Source organism: Mycobacterium sp. IS-1264 (assembly GCF_001954195.1).
In the GTDB taxonomy this organism is placed as follows: Bacteria; Actinomycetota; Actinomycetes; order Mycobacteriales; family Mycobacteriaceae; genus Mycobacterium.
Window position 1 is genome coordinate 85,944 of the sequence record NZ_MBES01000052.1, and the last position, 14,250, is coordinate 100,193.

A 14,250-nucleotide genomic window follows, 5' to 3' on the forward strand; every position below is an offset into this window, starting at 1 on the left:
CTCAGAAGCCGACCCGCACGGTCGGGATCGCCGGATCGCCGTGCGCCAATTTCAGCCCCTCCCACGGCAGGCTGCGCAGCCCGGACGCCACCAGGTCCCGGGCGGCGGCCAGCGCCCCGCGACCCGTTTCGGTCACCGCCTCCCCGCCGCGCACCAGCGGGACCGTCAGCACCCGGAACGGCTCGGTGGCTTCCGGCGGATTGCCGGCCGGGTACAGCACCTCCTCGGTGATCGTGCCGGTGGGGCGGCAGCGCCGCAGCGCCTCTTTGTGGCCGCCGTCGGATTCCTTGTGGGCGCTGCGCTTGTGCACCGGCATGCCGTCCACCTCGACCAACTTGTAGACCATGCTCGCGGTGGGTGCGCCCGAGCCGGTGACCAGTGACGTGCCGACGCCGTAGCTGTCCACCGGCTCGGCGCGCAACGCGGCGATGGAGAACTCGTCGAGGTCGCCGGACACCACGATGCTGGTCCGGGTCGCGCCCAGCTGGTCGAGTTGCTGGCGCACCTGGCGGGCCAGCACGCCCAGCTCACCGGAGTCGAGGCGCACCCCACCCAGCTCGGCACCGGCGGCGGCCACGGCAGTGGCCACGCCGGTCGTCACGTCGTAGGTGTCCACCAGCAGCGTGGTTTGCGCGCCCAGCGCGTCGACCTGGGCACGAAATGCGGCGACTTCGTCGGGCCCGTCCCGCCGGGTGTGCAGCATCGTGAAAGCGTGTGCCGCGGTGCCCTCCGTGGGGATCCCGTATTGCCGTTCGGCTTCCAGGTTGGACGTCGCGGTAAACCCGGCGATATAGGCGGCGCGCGCCGCCGCCACCGCCGCGCGTTCGTGGGTTCGCCGTGATCCCATCTCGATCAGCGGTCGGTCCTGCGCGGCGCTGACCATTCGCGCCGCCGCGGAGGCGATAGCGGTGTCGTGGTTGAAGATCGACAGCGCCAGCGTTTCGAGCACCACGCATTCGGCGAAGCTGCCGCTCACGGACAACACCGGCGAACCGGGAAAGTACAGCTCGCCTTCGGCGTAGCCGTCGATATCGCCGCCGAAGCGGAAATCGCGGAGGTAGCGCAGCGTGTCGTCGTCCAGGAATTGCGCCAGCAGCTGGCACGCGTCGTCGTCAAACCTGAACTGCGGCAACACTTCCAGCAGCCGGCCGGTGCCGGCGACCACGCCGTAGCGGCGACCCTCGGGCAGGCGGCGGGCGAACAGTTCGAACGTGGTCCGGCGATGCGCGGTGCCATCGCGCAGCGCCGCCGCCAGCATGGTCAACTCGTATTTGTCGGTTAGCAGCCCAGCGAGGGCCGGGTCGTTCATTCCGTAAAGGTAACGGCTGGCTGCGAGCGAGCCGTCTCTCGGTATCGTGGAGGCCATGGTTGTTGCGTCAGCACCCACCAAGCCTGGCACTACCGGACAACGCGAGTCCGCTCCGGCCCACGTCACGGCCAGTCCCTGGGTCACCATCGTCTGGGACGACCCGGTCAACCTGATGACCTACGTGACGTATGTATTCCAGAAGTTGTTCGGATACAGCGAGCCGCATGCCACCAAGCTGATGCTGCAGGTGCACAACGAGGGCAAGGCGGTGGTGTCCGCGGGCAGCCGGGAGTCCATGGAAGTCGACGTGTCCAAACTGCACGCCGCCGGTTTGTGGGCGACGATGCAGCAGGACCGCTGAGATTCGAGGGCACCCGGGATTCCGCGTGCGCAAATGGAAGCGCGTCGAGACCGCAAACGGTCCCCGTTTTCGGTCCGCCTTGGCTCCCCATGAGGCGGACCTGCTCAAGAACCTCGTCACCGCGATGATCGGTTTGCTCGACGAGCGCGAATCTTCTTCGCCGGCAGACGAACTCGAAGAGATCACCGGTATCAAGACCGGAAACTCCGAACGGCCGCGGGAGTCGACGCTGCGGCGGCTGCTGCCCGATTTCTACAAATCCGATCAGGACGACGCCGCGGCCGATGCGTCCGAAGGCCTCAACGCCGCGCTGCGCAGCCTGCACGAGCCGGAGATCATCAACGCCAAACGTGTTGCCGCACAGGAGTTGTTGGACACGCTGCCGGCCGAAGGCGGCCGGTTCGAACTGACCGAGGACGGCGCCAACGCATGGATCGCGGCGGTCAACGACATTCGGCTGACGCTGGGCGTCCTGCTCGAAATCGGGCCCGAGGGCCCAGATCGCCTGCCATCGGACCATCCGTTGGCCGCGCATTACGACGTGTATCAGTGGCTGACCGTCCTGCAGGAATATCTGGTCCTGGTGCTGATGGGGCGGCCGGCCGGATGAACTCCGTCACGGACGTCGGGGGAATCCGCGTCGGCCACTACCAGCGACTGGATCCCGACGCGTCCTTGGGCGCCGGTTGGGCATGCGGCGTGAGCGTCGTGTTGACCCCGCCCGGGACGGTCGGCGCCGTCGATTGCCGCGGTGGCGCGCCCGGCACGCGCGAGAGCGATCTGCTGGATCCGGTCAACACCGTGCGATTCGTCGACGCGGTGTTGCTCGCCGGTGGCAGCGCCTACGGCCTCGCCGCCGCCGACGGCGTCATGCGCTGGCTCGAGGAACACGAGCGCGGCGTGGCGATGGAGGGCGGCGTGGTGCCAATCGTGCCCGCGGCGGTGATCTTCGACCTGCCGGTCGGTGGCTGGGACCGGCGGCCGGACGCCGAGTTCGGCTACCAGGCGGCGCTCGCCGCGAGCGACGAAGGGGTGTCGGTCGGGACCGTCGGCGCTGGGGTCGGGGCGCGCGCCGGTGTGCTCAAGGGCGGCATCGGGACCGCCTCGACGACACTGCCGTCCGGCGTGACGGTCGGCGCCCTCGTCGCGGTGAACTGCGCGGGCGACGTCGTCGACCGGGCCACCGGTCTCCCGTGGATGGCGGCGCTGACCGAGGAGTTCGCCCTGCGGCCGCCGCCGGCCGACCAGATCGACGCGTTCGCCCGGCTGCCGTCGCCGTTGAGCCCGCTGAATACCACGATCGCGGTGGTGGCCACCGACGCCGCGCTGACCCCGGCGGGCTGCCGGCGTGTCGCGATCGCCGCCCATGACGGCCTGGCCCGCACCATCCGGCCGGCACACACACCGCTGGACGGCGACACCGTGTTCGCGCTGGCTACCGGGGCCGTCGAGGTGGCGCCGGCGGTCGGCTCGACACCACCGCCCGCCGCATTTTCGCCGGAGACCGCGCTGACCACCGAGGTGGGCGCGGCCGCGGCCGATTGCCTGGCGCGCGCCGTGCTGGTCGGGGTGCTGGCCGCGGAGTCGGTGGCCGGAATACCCACCTACCGCGGCATGTTGCCCGGAGCATTCGGCCCCTAGCGGAAAGGGAAAGGTTGACGTGCTGGTGATCCGTGCCGACCTGGTGGACGCCATGGTCGCCCACGCGCGTCGTGACCACCCCGACGAAGCCTGCGGGGTGCTGGCCGGCCCGGACGGCTCGGATCGTCCGGAGCGGCACATCGCGATGGTCAACGCCGAACGTTCGCCGACGTTTTACCGCTTCGACGCGCACGAGCAGCTGAAGGTGTGGCGGGCGATGGACGATGCCGACGAGGTCCCGGTCGTCATCTATCACTCACACACCGCGACCGAGGCTTACCCGAGCCGCACCGACGTGAAGCTGGCCGCCGAGCCGGACGCGCACTACGTGCTGGTGTCCACCCGTGACCCCGACCGCCACGAGCTGCGCAGCTATCGCATCGTCGACGGCGTCGTCACCGAAGAACCTGTCGATATCGTCGAGCAGTACTGAACACAGTTCGAGAAAGGCCCGCATGAGCGTCACCGTGTCCATCCCAACCATCCTCCGGCCGCACACCGGCGGCGAGAAGCGCGTCTCGGCGAGCGGTGACACGCTGGGCGCCATCATCAGCGACCTGGAGGCCAACTACTCCGGCATCTCCGAGCGGCTGATCGACTCCGACAATCCGGGCAAGCTGCATCGCTTCGTGAACATCTACGTCAACGACGAGGACGTGCGGTTCTCCGGCGGCCTTGACACCACGGTCGCCGACGGCGACTCGGTGACCATCCTGCCCGCGGTGGCGGGCGGGTAACCGGGGCGCATGACGCGTTACGACTCGCTGCTGGCCGCGCTGGGCAACACGCCGCTGGTCGGCCTGTCGCGGCTCTCACCGCGCTGGAGCGACGGGCCGGACGGGCCGCACGTGCGGCTGTGGGCCAAGCTCGAGGACCGGAACCCGACCGGCTCGATCAAGGACCGCCCTGCGCTGCGGATGATCGAACGGGCCGAAGAGGACGGGCTACTGGCGCCCGGCGCGACGATCCTCGAGCCCACTAGCGGCAACACCGGCATCTCGCTGGCGATGGCGGCCCGGCTGAAGGGCTACCAGCTGATCTGCGTGATGCCAGAGAACACGTCCGTCGAACGGCGTCAGCTGCTCGAGCTCTACGGCGCGCGGATCATCTTCTCGCCGGCCGAGGGCGGGTCGAACACGGCGGTGGCGACCGCCAAGGAGCTGGCCGCGGCAAATCCGTCGTGGGTGATGCTCTATCAGTACGGCAACCCCGCCAACACCGATTCGCACTACCGCGGCACCGGGCCCGAGCTGCTGGCCGACCTGCCCGAGATCACCCACTTCGTGGCCGGCCTGGGCACCACCGGCACCCTGATGGGCACCGGGCGGTTCCTGCGCGAGCGCGTTCCCGACGTCAAGATCGTGGCCGCCGAACCCCGCTACGGCGAAGGCGTGTACGCGCTGCGCAACATCGACGAGGGATTCGTGCCCGAACTCTATGACCCCGACGTATTGACCGCCCGCTACTCGGTCGGCGCGGCCGACGCGATCCGTCGCACCCGCGAGCTGGTGGACTCCGAAGGAATCTTTGCGGGCATCTCGACCGGAGCGGTGCTGCATGCGGCGCTGGGCATCGCCCGAAAGGCGTTCAACGACGGTGCGCGCGCCGACATCGCCTTCGTGGTGGCCGACGCCGGCTGGAAGTATCTGTCCACCGGCGCCTATGCCGGTAGCCTGGACGATGCCGAAAACGCTCTGGAAGGGCAGCTATGGGCATGACCGGCCCCGCCGGGAACCGAACACCGGCGACGGGTTCCAAGAAGCGGCCCGACTGGATGGTGGGCGGCGCCACGATCGTCACGTTCGTGGCTTTGCTGTACGTCATCGAGCTGATCGATCAGCTGATGCACCATTCGCTGGACCGCAACGGCATCAGGCCGCTGGAAGCCGACGGGCTGTGGGGGATCATCTGGGCGCCGTTCCTGCACGCGAGCTGGACGCACCTGCTGGCCAACACCGTCCCGGCGTTAGTGCTCGGCTTCCTGATGACGCTCGCCGGCCTGTCCCGGTTCGTCTGGGCCACCGCCATCGTGTGGATCGTCGGCGGCTTCGGCACCTGGCTGATCGGCAACTGGGGCGGCTGTCGTTTCGAGTCCGACCACATCGGGGCCTCCGGCCTGATCTTCGGCTGGCTGACGTTCTTGCTGGTCTTCGGCATATTCGTGCGCAGATTCTGGGACATCGTCACCGGTTTGGTGGTGCTCTTCGCCTACGGCGGCATCTTGGTCAGCGCCGTGCCGGTGCTCGACAAATGCGGCGGTGTGTCGTGGCAGGGGCATCTGTGTGGCGCGCTGGCCGGAATCCTGGCGGCCTACGTTCTGTCGGGTCCGGAGCGCAAGGCCCGCGCCTCGAGGAAAGCCGGTTCGCGGCGCCCCAAGACATGAGCTCGCCATTAGCGCCCGTCGGAGTCTTCGACTCCGGCGTCGGGGGCCTGACCGTCGCGCGGGCCATCATCGACCAGCTACCCGACGAGGACATCATCTACGTCGGCGACACCGGCAACGGTCCCTACGGCCCGCTGACCATTCCCGAGGTCCGAGCGCACGCGCTGGCCATCGGTGACGATCTCGTCGACCGAGGCGTCAAGGCGCTGGTGATCGCCTGCAACACGGCGTCCGCGGCGTGCCTGCGGGACGCCCGCGAGCGCTACGACGTGCCGGTCGTCGAGGTGATCCTGCCCGCGGTGCGCCGCGCGGTGACCGCCACCCGCAACGGCCGCATCGGTGTCATCGGCACCCAGGCGACCATCGCCTCGCACGCCTACCAGGACGCGTTCGCCGCCGCCCGCGACACCGAGATCACCGCGGTGTCCTGCCCGCGGTTCGTCGACTTCGTCGAGCGCGGCGTCACCAGCGGCCGTCAGGTGCTGGGGCTGGCCGAGGGCTACCTAGAGCCCTTGCAGCGCGCGCAGGTCGACACCCTAGTGCTGGGATGCACGCACTATCCGCTGCTGTCGGGGCTGATCCAGCTGGCGATGGGCGAGAACGTCACGCTGGTTTCGAGTGCCGAGGAAACCGCCAAGGAAGTGCTACGCGTGCTCACCGAGCGGGACCTGCTGCGGCCCCACGACGCGGCGCCGGCCACCCGGGTGTTCGAGTCCACCGGCGACCCCGAGGCGTTCACCAAACTGGCCGCGCGCTTCCTGGGTCCCGCGGTGACCGGCGTCCAACCCGTACGCCGCTCCCGTATCGACTAGCCCGGCCTAGCTGCGCAAGCGCGCGGGGAGATTCTCATCACATCAATGCGGCAATGTTTTCTCCACGCTGCTATCGGGCATGGCACAGTAGTGTCCGTGCGAATAACCGTGCTCGGCTGCTCGGGCAGCGTGGTCGGTCCGGATTCGCCTGCATCGGGTTATCTGCTTCGGGCTCCGGATACCCCGCCGTTGGTCCTCGACTTCGGCGGGGGTGTCCTCGGCGCGCTACAGCGATACATGGATCCCGGCTCGGTGCATGTGCTGCTGTCCCATCTGCACGCCGACCACTGTCTGGACATGCCGGGGTTGTTCGTATGGCGCCGCTACCACCCGTCGCGCCCGCTCGGCAAGGCGTTGCTGTACGGCCCGAGCGACACGTGGTCACGGTTGGGGGCCGCGTCCTCGCCCTATGGCGGGGAAATCGACGATTGCTCCGACATCTTCGACGTCCACCACTGGGTCGACGGTGAGCCGGTGACGTTCGGCGCGCTCACCGTGACGCCTCGGGTGGTGGCTCATCCGACCGAGTCCTACGGCTTGCGGGTGACCGATCCCAGCGGCGCCTCGTTCGTCTACAGCGGTGACACGGGAACGTGCGATCAGCTCATCGAGCTGGCCCGCGACGCCGACGTCTTCCTGTGCGAGGCCTCGTGGACGCACGCGCATGACCGTCCGCCCGCCCTGCACCTTTCGGGCACCGAGGCCGGCAGGGCCGCGGCACAGGCCGGCGTTCGCGAGCTGCTGCTGACACACATCCCGCCGTGGACGTCGCGTGAGGACGTGATCAGCGAGGCCAAGGCCGAGTTCGACGGCCCCGTGCATGCGGTCGTATGCGGTGAGACGTTCGATGTCCGCCACTCGGAAAGGGTCTGAGTCAACCGGTTAGGGTTGGCGTCGTGTCCAAACGAGAAGACGGTCGCCTCGACGACGAGCTTCGCCCCGTGGTCATCACCCGCGGGTTCACCGAAAACCCGGCGGGTTCGGTCCTGATCGAATTCGGTCACACCAAAGTCATGTGCACCGCCAGCGTCACCGAGGGCGTGCCGCGCTGGCGCAAGGGGTCGGGCCTGGGGTGGCTGACCGCGGAGTACGCGATGTTGCCGTCGGCCACGCACACTCGCTCCGATCGTGAATCGGTGCGCGGCCGCCTGTCCGGGCGCACCCAGGAGATCAGCCGGCTGGTCGGCCGGTCGCTGCGAGCCTGCATCGACCTGGCGGCGTTGGGGGAGAACACAATCGCCGTCGACTGCGATGTGTTGCAAGCCGACGGCGGCACCCGCACCGCGGCCATCACGGGCGCCTACGTGGCGCTGGCCGACGCGGTGACTTATCTTTCGGCGGCGGGAAAGCTTTCCGATCCCCGGCCGCTGTCGTGCGCTATCGCGGCGGTCTCCGTCGGCGTGGTGGACGGCAGGATTCGGGTGGACCTGCCCTACGAGGAGGACGCGCGCGCCGAGGTGGACATGAACGTCGTGGCCACCGACACCGGGACTCTGGTCGAGGTTCAGGGGACCGGTGAGGGCGCGACGTTTCCGCGTTCGACGCTGGACAAGCTGCTCGACATGGCGCTCGGCGCTTGCGACACCTTGTTCGCGGCGCAGCGGGAGGCATTGGAGCGGCCGTACCCGGGTGTGTTGCCCGAGGGGCCGCCACCGCCGAAGGCGTTCGGAAGCTGACCCACCTACTGGTCGCCAGCCGCAACCCCAAGAAGCTGGCCGAGCTGCGCCGGGTGCTGGACGGCGCCGGACTGTCCGGCTTGACGCTGCTGTCGCTGAACGATGTGGCGCCTTTCGACGAGGCGCCCGAAACCGGTGCGACCTTCGAGGACAACGCATTGGCCAAGGCGCGGGATGCGTTCGCCGCGACCGGTTTTGCGAGTGTGGCCGACGATTCCGGTTTGGAGGTGGCCGCTATGCGCGGGATGCCGGGCGTGCTGTCGGCGCGTTGGTCCGGTAAACACGGCGACGACGCCGCCAACACCGCGTTGCTCCTGGCGCAGCTGCGGGACGTCCCCGACTCGCGGCGAGGCGCGGCCTTCGTGTCGGCCTGCGCACTGGTGTCGTCATCCGGCGAAGTCGTCGTCCGCGGCGAGTGGCCGGGCAGCATCGCCCGCGAGCCGCGCGGCGACGGCGGATTCGGTTACGACCCCGTCTTCATTCCCGACGGAAGCGACCGCACCGCAGCGCAACTCAGCCCCGCCGAGAAGGATGCCGTCTCGCATCGAGGTCGTGCGCTGGCACTGTTGGTGCCGGCGCTGCGAGCGCTGGCCGCGCGAACGTGACTGCAGCGTCACGTTCGGCGTCGAGCGTGACGCTAGAGTCACGCTCGAGCCCTAAATCCCGAAGCGCGCCTTGACGTCCTTGGTCTGGAAGTGCTCGACGATGATCCCGAGCAGCGGGATGGTGCCGGACAGCAGCACGCCGATGGTCTTGGCGATCGGCCAGCGGACCTTGACCGCCAGGTTGAATGCGGCCAGCACGTAGACGAAATACACCCAGCCGTGCACCACTTCGATCCAGCGGATCTCATGGTGGAACACCAGATGCGAGACGATTTCGTAGCACAGGGCGATCAGCCAGATACCCGTCGTCCACGCCATGATCCGGTAGCCGAACAGCGCGGTGCGGATCTTCTCGACGGGGAAGGCCGGCGCACCGGGTGTCTCGGGCGTGGTCATGCGGTTGTCCTGTTCTGCTTTTCGGCGTCGTTCTTGGCGAGGTCTGCCAGATAGGCGTTGTACTCCCGCAGCGCGGGATCGTCGGGCGGTCGTTGTGTGGGCTTGGGGCGCTCGGGTAGTAGGCCGGCGGGTATCTCGGTCATCTCGCCGCCCTTCCGCGGCTCCGGCGGCGCCTCCTCGTAGCGCACGAACTTGCGGTACGCGTAGACACAGAACCACGCGAACAGCGGCCACTGCAGCGCATACCCGAGGTTTTGAAAGGTACCCGAGGCGGACTGAAACCTGGTCCACTGCCACCAGCCCAGGGCCAGGCAGCCGCAGGCCGCGACGATCACCAGAATGATCAGCGCGGGCCTGCGACGACGGGTACTGGACACCCCATGACGGTACCGCGCGACGGTTCGGGCCCAGGCCGAGGCGATACGATCGCTGGGTCCGCGGGCGTGATGAAATTGGCAAACATGCCGGCTTTAGGTGCCGGTGCTCGTGAGAGCTTGAGGGTTCGAGTCCCTCCGCCCGCACGCTTTCTGGTTTTGGCGTGCATTCCGCGGGTAACCGCGATGAATCGCACCAAAGGAAGACGCCATGGCGACCGGACGCGAGCCCTCCGAAGAATCCGTCTCCGCACAAGACCTGGCGGCCGCGGAACGCAGAGTCGCGGAGGCTCGCGGACGCGCCGCCCACGCGGGACTCTCGGCCGCGCGCAGCATCGAGGAATCGGCGCGCCAGCACGAACGGCTCGCGAGCGTGCAAGACGTGACGGTCGACCGAGGCGTCTCGCACACGGACGTGCACCGCAGGTCCGCAGAGCGCCATCGCGAAGCCGCCGCCGAGGACCGCAAGATGGCCGAGGCGAAGCGCAAAGAGTCCGAAGCAGACCTGGCAATCGGCCCAAACCCGCGCGCGCCGCGCAGTCGCTAGCCCCCTCTCACCAAACCCTTGAGTTGACCTTTGGTTAGGCAACCCTTAGTTTGTGAGGGCAACTACTAGCCGAAGGGTGGCGGAATGCCCGTCACGGGAGAGGACCGCTCATGGGACGCGGGTTGCAGGGTGTGATCTTGCGGGGTTTGGGTGCCCGCGACCACGCCGCAACGGTAATCGAAACCGTCCGCATCGCACCGCATTTCGTGCGGGTGCGGATGGAGTCGCCGACGCTCTTCGAGGACGCGAAGGCCGAACCCGCGGCCTGGTTGCGGTTCTGGTTTCCCGACCCCGACGGGTCGAACACCGAGTTCCAGCGCGCCTACACGATCTCCGAGGCGGACGTCGCCGCGGGCCGGTTCGCGGTCGACGTCGTGCTGCACGAACCGGCCGGACCGGCGTCGTTGTGGGCGAGATCCGTGGAACCTGGCACGACAATCGCAGTCATGTGCTTGATGGGCTCGTCGCGCTTCGCTGTTCCCGACGAGCCCCCCGCCGGCTACCTACTGATCGGTGACTCGGCATCGATCCCCGGGATGAATGGGATCGTCGAAGCCGTCCCCGACGATGTACCGATCGAGATGTACCTCGAGCGGCACGACGACAACGACGGGCTGATCCCGCTGGCGAAACACCCTCGGCTGCAAGTGCATTGGGTCGCACGCCGCGACGAGAGGTCATTGGCCGAGGCGATCGAGGGCCGCGAATGGACGGGCTGGTACGTGTGGGCGACGCCCGAGGCCGCGACCCTCAAGCACGTCCGACGCAGGCTGCGTGACGAGTTCGGCCTGCGCAAGTCCCAGATACACGCCCAGGCCTACTGGAACGCCGGGCGGGCGATGGGCACCCGTCGTGGAGACAAGACGGACGCCGGCATCGCCGGCGGACCCCCAACGGCGGACCCGCGCTGACCGGAGCGACCCTCGGCCGCCGCCCTTGCCGTATGCCTTACAGTTGAGCCGTCCATCGACGGTCTCGGTACGGAGGCGTGCTGCCCATGAGTGCTGTGGTGTCCATTCCGCGGTATCCCGGCGACGTCACGCCCGAGTGGCTGTCGGCCGTGCTTCGCGAACGCCACCCAACCGTCGAGGTGTCGCACGTGGACGTGGTTGCGATCGGCACCGGCCAGACCGGCGCGACCTACCGGGTAACGGCCCGCTACGCGACGGATCCGCGTGATCTGCCGCAGACCTACGTGATCAAGCTGCCGGCCCAGGACGACACCGTGCGCGACCGGGTCGTCATCGGTTATCGCAGCGAGTGCGCGTTCTACTCGTCCGTGGCCGATCGGGTGCAGGTGCCGACGCCGCGGTGCTTCTACTGCGAGATCACCGAGGATGCAATGGATTTCGCCCTGCTGCTGGCCGATCAAGCGCCGGCGGTTCAGGGCGATCAGCTCGCCGGCTGCGGTGAAGCCGAAGCGCGCCTCGCGGCAAACGCTTTGGCCGGCCTGCACGCGCCCAGCTGGTGCGACCCGGCCTGGCTGGATTTTCCGGGCATCGCGTTTGGCCGCCCGGACGAGGCCGGCGCCCGCGGCATGGGCGAGGTGGCGCGGATGAGCGCCGACATCACCATCGAGAAGCTGGGCGATCGAATGAGCGCGGAAGACCGCGAAACATTCCGCACCGCAATGGGTTTGGTGGAACCGTGGCTGCTGGCCGAGTATGACCGGTTTGCCCTGCTGCACGGGGACTATCGCCTGGACAACATGCTGTTCGATCCGGACCGAACGCGGGTCAGCGTGGTCGACTGGCAGACGCTCGGCGTGGGCCTGCCGGCCAGGGATCTCGCCTACTTCACCGCGACGAGCCTGAATTCGCGACTGCGCGCCAGCATCGAGGAGGAGCTCGTCGCCGACTATCACCGGGCGTTGACGGGTGGCGGGGTCACCGACTACGACCGCGAAACATGTTGGCGTGACTACCGGCTCGGTGTACTGCAGGCGCCGCTGATCTCGGCGCTGGGGTTCGCGTTCGCGGCCGCCACCGAGCGCGGCGACGACATGGTGCTGGCCATGCTCAGCCGCGGCTGCCAAGCGATCCGCGACCTGGGGACGCTGGAATTGCTGCGCTGATCTGAGCGCGGCGCAATCAGTACTGCGTGGAGCCCTGGTCTACCCGGATCTGCGCCGCGGTGACCTTCCGCGATTCGTCGCTGGCCAGCCAGCACACGGCGTCGGCGATCTCTTCCGGCTCGGCCACCCAGTCGGGCAGAAACGGGGTGAGGACGTGGGTCAGCTGTGGATTGGTTTCCATGGCTTTGCCTATCGCCTCCACCATTTCGATGGATCCCATCGGGGTGTTCACCGGACCCGGATGAACGCTGTTGACCCGGATCGAGTGTTTGCCCAACTCGGCGGCGAAGGCGCGGGCCAGACCGGTGACGGCGTGCTTGCTGGCGGTGTAGTGCACCATGAACGGCTGCATTTTCGCCCCGGCCGCCGAACTGATCAAGATGATCGAGCCACCGCGGCCCCCGTCGATGATCTTGTCCGCGCCGGCCATCACGGTGTTCCAGGTGCCCAGCACGTTGACGTCCATCACGTCGCGAAAGGATTCCGGCGTGATGTCGTTCCAGGCCTGCGGGGCCGCGATCCCCGCGTTGGCCACGATGATGTCCAGGCGCCCCAGTGCGGCGACCCCGTCGTCGACCGCCTTGCGCAGTCCGTCGAAATCGCGAGTGTCAACGACCGACGTCACAATGCGGCGACCCGTTTCTTCAACGAGCCGAGCCGTTTCGGAGAGGTCCTCCTCGGTCGCGGGCGGATAGGGAACGCAGGACGGGAGCTTGCCGGCGATGTCGACGGCGATGATGTCGGCCCCCTCCTCGGCCATCCGAATGGCGTGCGCCCGCCCCTGCCCGCGCGCCGCTCCGGTGATGAACGCGACCTTGCCTTCGAGTCTGCCGGTCATCGCTGCGCCGCCTTGACAAGATTGGACCCGATGATCAGACGCTGAATCTCGCTGGTGCCCTCATAGAGCCGCAGCAGTCGCACGTCGCGGTAGATCCTTTCGACGGGCACGCCGTGCATGTAGCCGCTGCCGCCATGGATCTGTACCGCGAGATCCGCTACCTTGCCGGCCATTTCGGTGCAGAACAGCTTCGCCGCCGACGGCGCGACCCGGCGGTCCCCGTTGGTGACCCATAGCCGGGCCGCGTCGCGGACCAGCGCCCGACCGGCCAGCACCCCGGTCTGCTGGTCGGCGATCATCGCCTGCACCAACTGGAAGTTTCCGATCGGCGTCCCGCCCTGCGTCGCGGTGGCGGCGTAGGACACCGACTCGTCGAGAGCGCGTTGCGCGGCTCCCACCGCGAGCGCGGCGATGTGCACCCGGCCGCGCGCCAGAGAGGTCATCGCCGCCCGATAGCCGATGTCTTCGCTGCCGCCGATCAGCGCGTCCGTGCCCAGCCGCACGTCGTCGAAGCTGACATCCGCGGTCCACGCGCCTTCTTGGCCCATCTTGGCGTCCTTGGTGCCGACCTCGACGCCCGCGGCGTCCGCGGGAACCAGAAAGACGGCGATCCCCGGACCTTGGTCGTCGGCCGGGCGGGTCCGCGCGAACACCACGAACAGGTCGGCGACGGGCGCGTTGGTGATAAAGCGCTTCTGCCCGGAGATCACCCAATCGCTCCCGTCGCGGACCGCTTTGCTTCGCAGGCCCGCTGGGTTGGATCCGGCGCCGGGCTCGGTCAGCGCGAAGGAGGCGACGACGTCGCCCGACGCCATTGGCTCGAGCCAGCGCTTCTTCTGTTCGTCGGTGCCGAAGCCGACGAGAACCTGTCCGGCGATGCCGTTGTTGGTGCCGAACATCGACCGCAGCGCCAGCGAGGTGTAGCCCAATTCCATTGCCAGCTCGACATCTTGCACAAGATCGAGCCCAAGGCCGCCCCACTGCTGAGGAATCGCGTATCCGAACAAACCCATCGTCTTGGCCTGTTCGCGCAGATCATCGGGCACCCGGTCGTCGGTCAGGATCTCCTGCTCGCGCGGGATCACCGCGGTGCGGACGAAGTGACGGGTCGCCTCAAGGATCGCCTGGAAATCTTCGTCCGAGACTTCGCGGTCTTCGTGGACTCCCGCGACGGTCATGCGCAGACGCTCCTTTTCCTCGAATGGGTACCCCAGATCCCAGGACAGGATCCTAT

The 14,250-nt window shown here is 68.2% G+C and carries 18 protein-coding genes, 1 tRNA gene and 1 pseudogene; 15 read left to right on the plus strand and 5 right to left on the minus strand.

The window, feature by feature from the left end; genetic code table 11:
* Position 1 precedes the first annotated feature (1 nt).
* The gene (locus A5744_RS09330) at positions 2–1,309 is read right to left on the minus strand and encodes a nicotinate phosphoribosyltransferase (RefSeq protein ID WP_076060320.1); all 1,308 of its coding nucleotides are present in this window, start codon (positions 1,307–1,309) and stop codon (positions 2–4) included.
* 55 nt (positions 1,310–1,364) lie between these two features.
* Here A5744_RS09330 and clpS point away from each other — a divergent pair, with 55 nt between their 5' ends.
* From clpS to rdgB, 11 genes are all read left to right on the plus strand, one after another.
* Positions 1,365–1,670, plus strand: coding sequence for an ATP-dependent Clp protease adapter ClpS (clpS, locus tag A5744_RS09335; RefSeq protein ID WP_076060322.1), 306 nt, complete (start codon positions 1,365–1,367; stop codon positions 1,668–1,670).
* A gap of 25 nt (positions 1,671–1,695) precedes the next feature.
* Positions 1,696–2,280, plus strand: coding sequence for a DUF2017 domain-containing protein (locus A5744_RS09340; protein WP_076060324.1), 585 nt, complete (start codon positions 1,696–1,698; stop codon positions 2,278–2,280).
* Entirely contained in the window at positions 2,277–3,311 is a 1,035-nt protein-coding gene (locus A5744_RS09345; protein WP_076060325.1) for a P1 family peptidase, read from the plus strand. Before A5744_RS09340 ends, A5744_RS09345 begins: the two co-directional genes overlap by 4 nt.
* Before the next feature lie 19 nt (positions 3,312–3,330).
* Entirely contained in the window at positions 3,331–3,744 is a 414-nt protein-coding gene (locus A5744_RS09350) for a M67 family metallopeptidase (protein ID WP_076060327.1), read from the plus strand.
* 22 nt (positions 3,745–3,766) lie between these two features.
* The gene (locus A5744_RS09355) at positions 3,767–4,048 is read left to right on the plus strand and encodes a MoaD/ThiS family protein (protein ID WP_076060329.1); all 282 of its coding nucleotides are present in this window, start codon (positions 3,767–3,769) and stop codon (positions 4,046–4,048) included.
* 9 nt (positions 4,049–4,057) lie between these two features.
* Positions 4,058–5,029, plus strand: coding sequence for a cysteine synthase (locus A5744_RS09360; protein WP_076060330.1), 972 nt, complete (start codon positions 4,058–4,060; stop codon positions 5,027–5,029).
* Positions 5,020–5,694 carry a rhomboid family intramembrane serine protease gene (locus tag A5744_RS09365; RefSeq protein WP_205866301.1) on the plus strand — a complete coding sequence of 225 codons (675 nt, stop codon included), beginning with the start codon at positions 5,020–5,022 and terminating at the stop codon, positions 5,692–5,694. The genes A5744_RS09360 and A5744_RS09365 overlap by 10 nt, the downstream gene beginning before the upstream one ends.
* On the plus strand, positions 5,691–6,506 hold the full coding sequence (gene murI, locus A5744_RS09370; protein WP_076060332.1) for a glutamate racemase: 816 nt from the start codon (positions 5,691–5,693) through the stop codon (positions 6,504–6,506). The genes A5744_RS09365 and murI overlap by 4 nt, the downstream gene beginning before the upstream one ends.
* A gap of 90 nt (positions 6,507–6,596) precedes the next feature.
* Positions 6,597–7,379 carry a cyclic nucleotide-degrading phosphodiesterase gene (locus A5744_RS09375; protein ID WP_076060334.1) on the plus strand — a complete coding sequence of 261 codons (783 nt, stop codon included), beginning with the start codon at positions 6,597–6,599 and terminating at the stop codon, positions 7,377–7,379.
* A 23-nt stretch (positions 7,380–7,402) separates the two neighbouring features.
* Entirely contained in the window at positions 7,403–8,182 is a 780-nt protein-coding gene (gene rph, locus A5744_RS09380; protein WP_076060335.1) for a ribonuclease PH, read from the plus strand.
* Entirely contained in the window at positions 8,179–8,787 is a 609-nt protein-coding gene (rdgB, locus tag A5744_RS09385; protein ID WP_076060657.1) for an RdgB/HAM1 family non-canonical purine NTP pyrophosphatase, read from the plus strand. Before rph ends, rdgB begins: the two co-directional genes overlap by 4 nt.
* Positions 8,788–8,838: 51 nt before the next feature.
* Here rdgB and A5744_RS09390 read toward each other — a convergent pair whose 3' ends face one another.
* Both A5744_RS09390 and A5744_RS09395 read right to left on the minus strand, forming a co-directional pair.
* The gene (locus A5744_RS09390; protein ID WP_076060337.1) at positions 8,839–9,183 is read right to left on the minus strand and encodes a DUF3817 domain-containing protein; all 345 of its coding nucleotides are present in this window, start codon (positions 9,181–9,183) and stop codon (positions 8,839–8,841) included.
* Positions 9,180–9,560 (minus strand): hypothetical protein, encoded by a 381-nt coding sequence (locus A5744_RS09395; protein ID WP_076060339.1) that lies wholly within the window; start codon positions 9,558–9,560, stop codon positions 9,180–9,182. Before A5744_RS09395 ends, A5744_RS09390 begins: the two co-directional genes overlap by 4 nt.
* A gap of 60 nt (positions 9,561–9,620) precedes the next feature.
* Between A5744_RS09395 and A5744_RS09400 the strand changes: the two genes are divergently transcribed.
* From A5744_RS09400 to A5744_RS09415, 4 genes and pseudogenes are all read left to right on the plus strand, one after another.
* A tRNA-Leu gene (locus tag A5744_RS09400) sits at positions 9,621–9,704 on the plus strand.
* A 64-nt stretch (positions 9,705–9,768) separates the two neighbouring features.
* The gene (locus tag A5744_RS09405; protein ID WP_076060341.1) at positions 9,769–10,104 is read left to right on the plus strand and encodes a hypothetical protein; all 336 of its coding nucleotides are present in this window, start codon (positions 9,769–9,771) and stop codon (positions 10,102–10,104) included.
* Between the two features lie 110 nt (positions 10,105–10,214).
* Positions 10,215–10,958 (plus strand): annotated as a pseudogene (locus A5744_RS09410) (siderophore-interacting protein); the annotation flags it as partial.
* A 143-nt stretch (positions 10,959–11,101) separates the two neighbouring features.
* Positions 11,102–12,178 carry a phosphotransferase gene (locus tag A5744_RS09415; protein ID WP_076060342.1) on the plus strand — a complete coding sequence of 359 codons (1,077 nt, stop codon included), beginning with the start codon at positions 11,102–11,104 and terminating at the stop codon, positions 12,176–12,178.
* A 16-nt stretch (positions 12,179–12,194) separates the two neighbouring features.
* On the opposite strand, the gene A5744_RS09420 is transcribed toward A5744_RS09415, so the two are convergent.
* On the minus strand, positions 12,195–13,016 hold the full coding sequence (locus tag A5744_RS09420; RefSeq protein WP_076060344.1) for a mycofactocin-coupled SDR family oxidoreductase: 822 nt from the start codon (positions 13,014–13,016) through the stop codon (positions 12,195–12,197).
* Positions 13,013–14,194 (minus strand): acyl-CoA dehydrogenase family protein, encoded by a 1,182-nt coding sequence (locus A5744_RS09425; RefSeq protein WP_076060346.1) that lies wholly within the window; start codon positions 14,192–14,194, stop codon positions 13,013–13,015. Before A5744_RS09425 ends, A5744_RS09420 begins: the two co-directional genes overlap by 4 nt.
* Positions 14,195–14,250: the final 56 nt, after the last annotated feature.

Bases quoted from the DNA above. Each gene is read 5' to 3' on its own strand.
- A5744_RS09330 (WP_076060320.1), bottom strand. From the start codon at position 1,309: ATGAACGACCCGGCCCTCGCTGGGCTGCTAACCGACAAATACGAGTTG.
- clpS (WP_076060322.1), top strand. From the start codon at position 1,365: ATGGTTGTTGCGTCAGCACCCACCAAGCCTGGCACTACCGGACAACGC.
- A5744_RS09345 (WP_076060325.1), top strand. From the start codon at position 2,277: ATGAACTCCGTCACGGACGTCGGGGGAATCCGCGTCGGCCACTACCAG.
- A5744_RS09355 (WP_076060329.1), top strand. From the start codon at position 3,767: ATGAGCGTCACCGTGTCCATCCCAACCATCCTCCGGCCGCACACCGGC.
- A5744_RS09360 (WP_076060330.1), top strand. From the start codon at position 4,058: ATGACGCGTTACGACTCGCTGCTGGCCGCGCTGGGCAACACGCCGCTG.
- A5744_RS09365 (WP_205866301.1), top strand. From the start codon at position 5,020: ATGGGCATGACCGGCCCCGCCGGGAACCGAACACCGGCGACGGGTTCC.
- murI (WP_076060332.1), top strand. From the start codon at position 5,691: ATGAGCTCGCCATTAGCGCCCGTCGGAGTCTTCGACTCCGGCGTCGGG.
- A5744_RS09390 (WP_076060337.1), bottom strand. From the start codon at position 9,183: ATGACCACGCCCGAGACACCCGGTGCGCCGGCCTTCCCCGTCGAGAAG.
- A5744_RS09405 (WP_076060341.1), top strand. From the start codon at position 9,769: ATGGCGACCGGACGCGAGCCCTCCGAAGAATCCGTCTCCGCACAAGAC.
- A5744_RS09415 (WP_076060342.1), top strand. From the start codon at position 11,102: ATGAGTGCTGTGGTGTCCATTCCGCGGTATCCCGGCGACGTCACGCCC.
- A5744_RS09420 (WP_076060344.1), bottom strand. From the start codon at position 13,016: ATGACCGGCAGACTCGAAGGCAAGGTCGCGTTCATCACCGGAGCGGCG.
- A5744_RS09425 (WP_076060346.1), bottom strand. From the start codon at position 14,194: ATGACCGTCGCGGGAGTCCACGAAGACCGCGAAGTCTCGGACGAAGAT.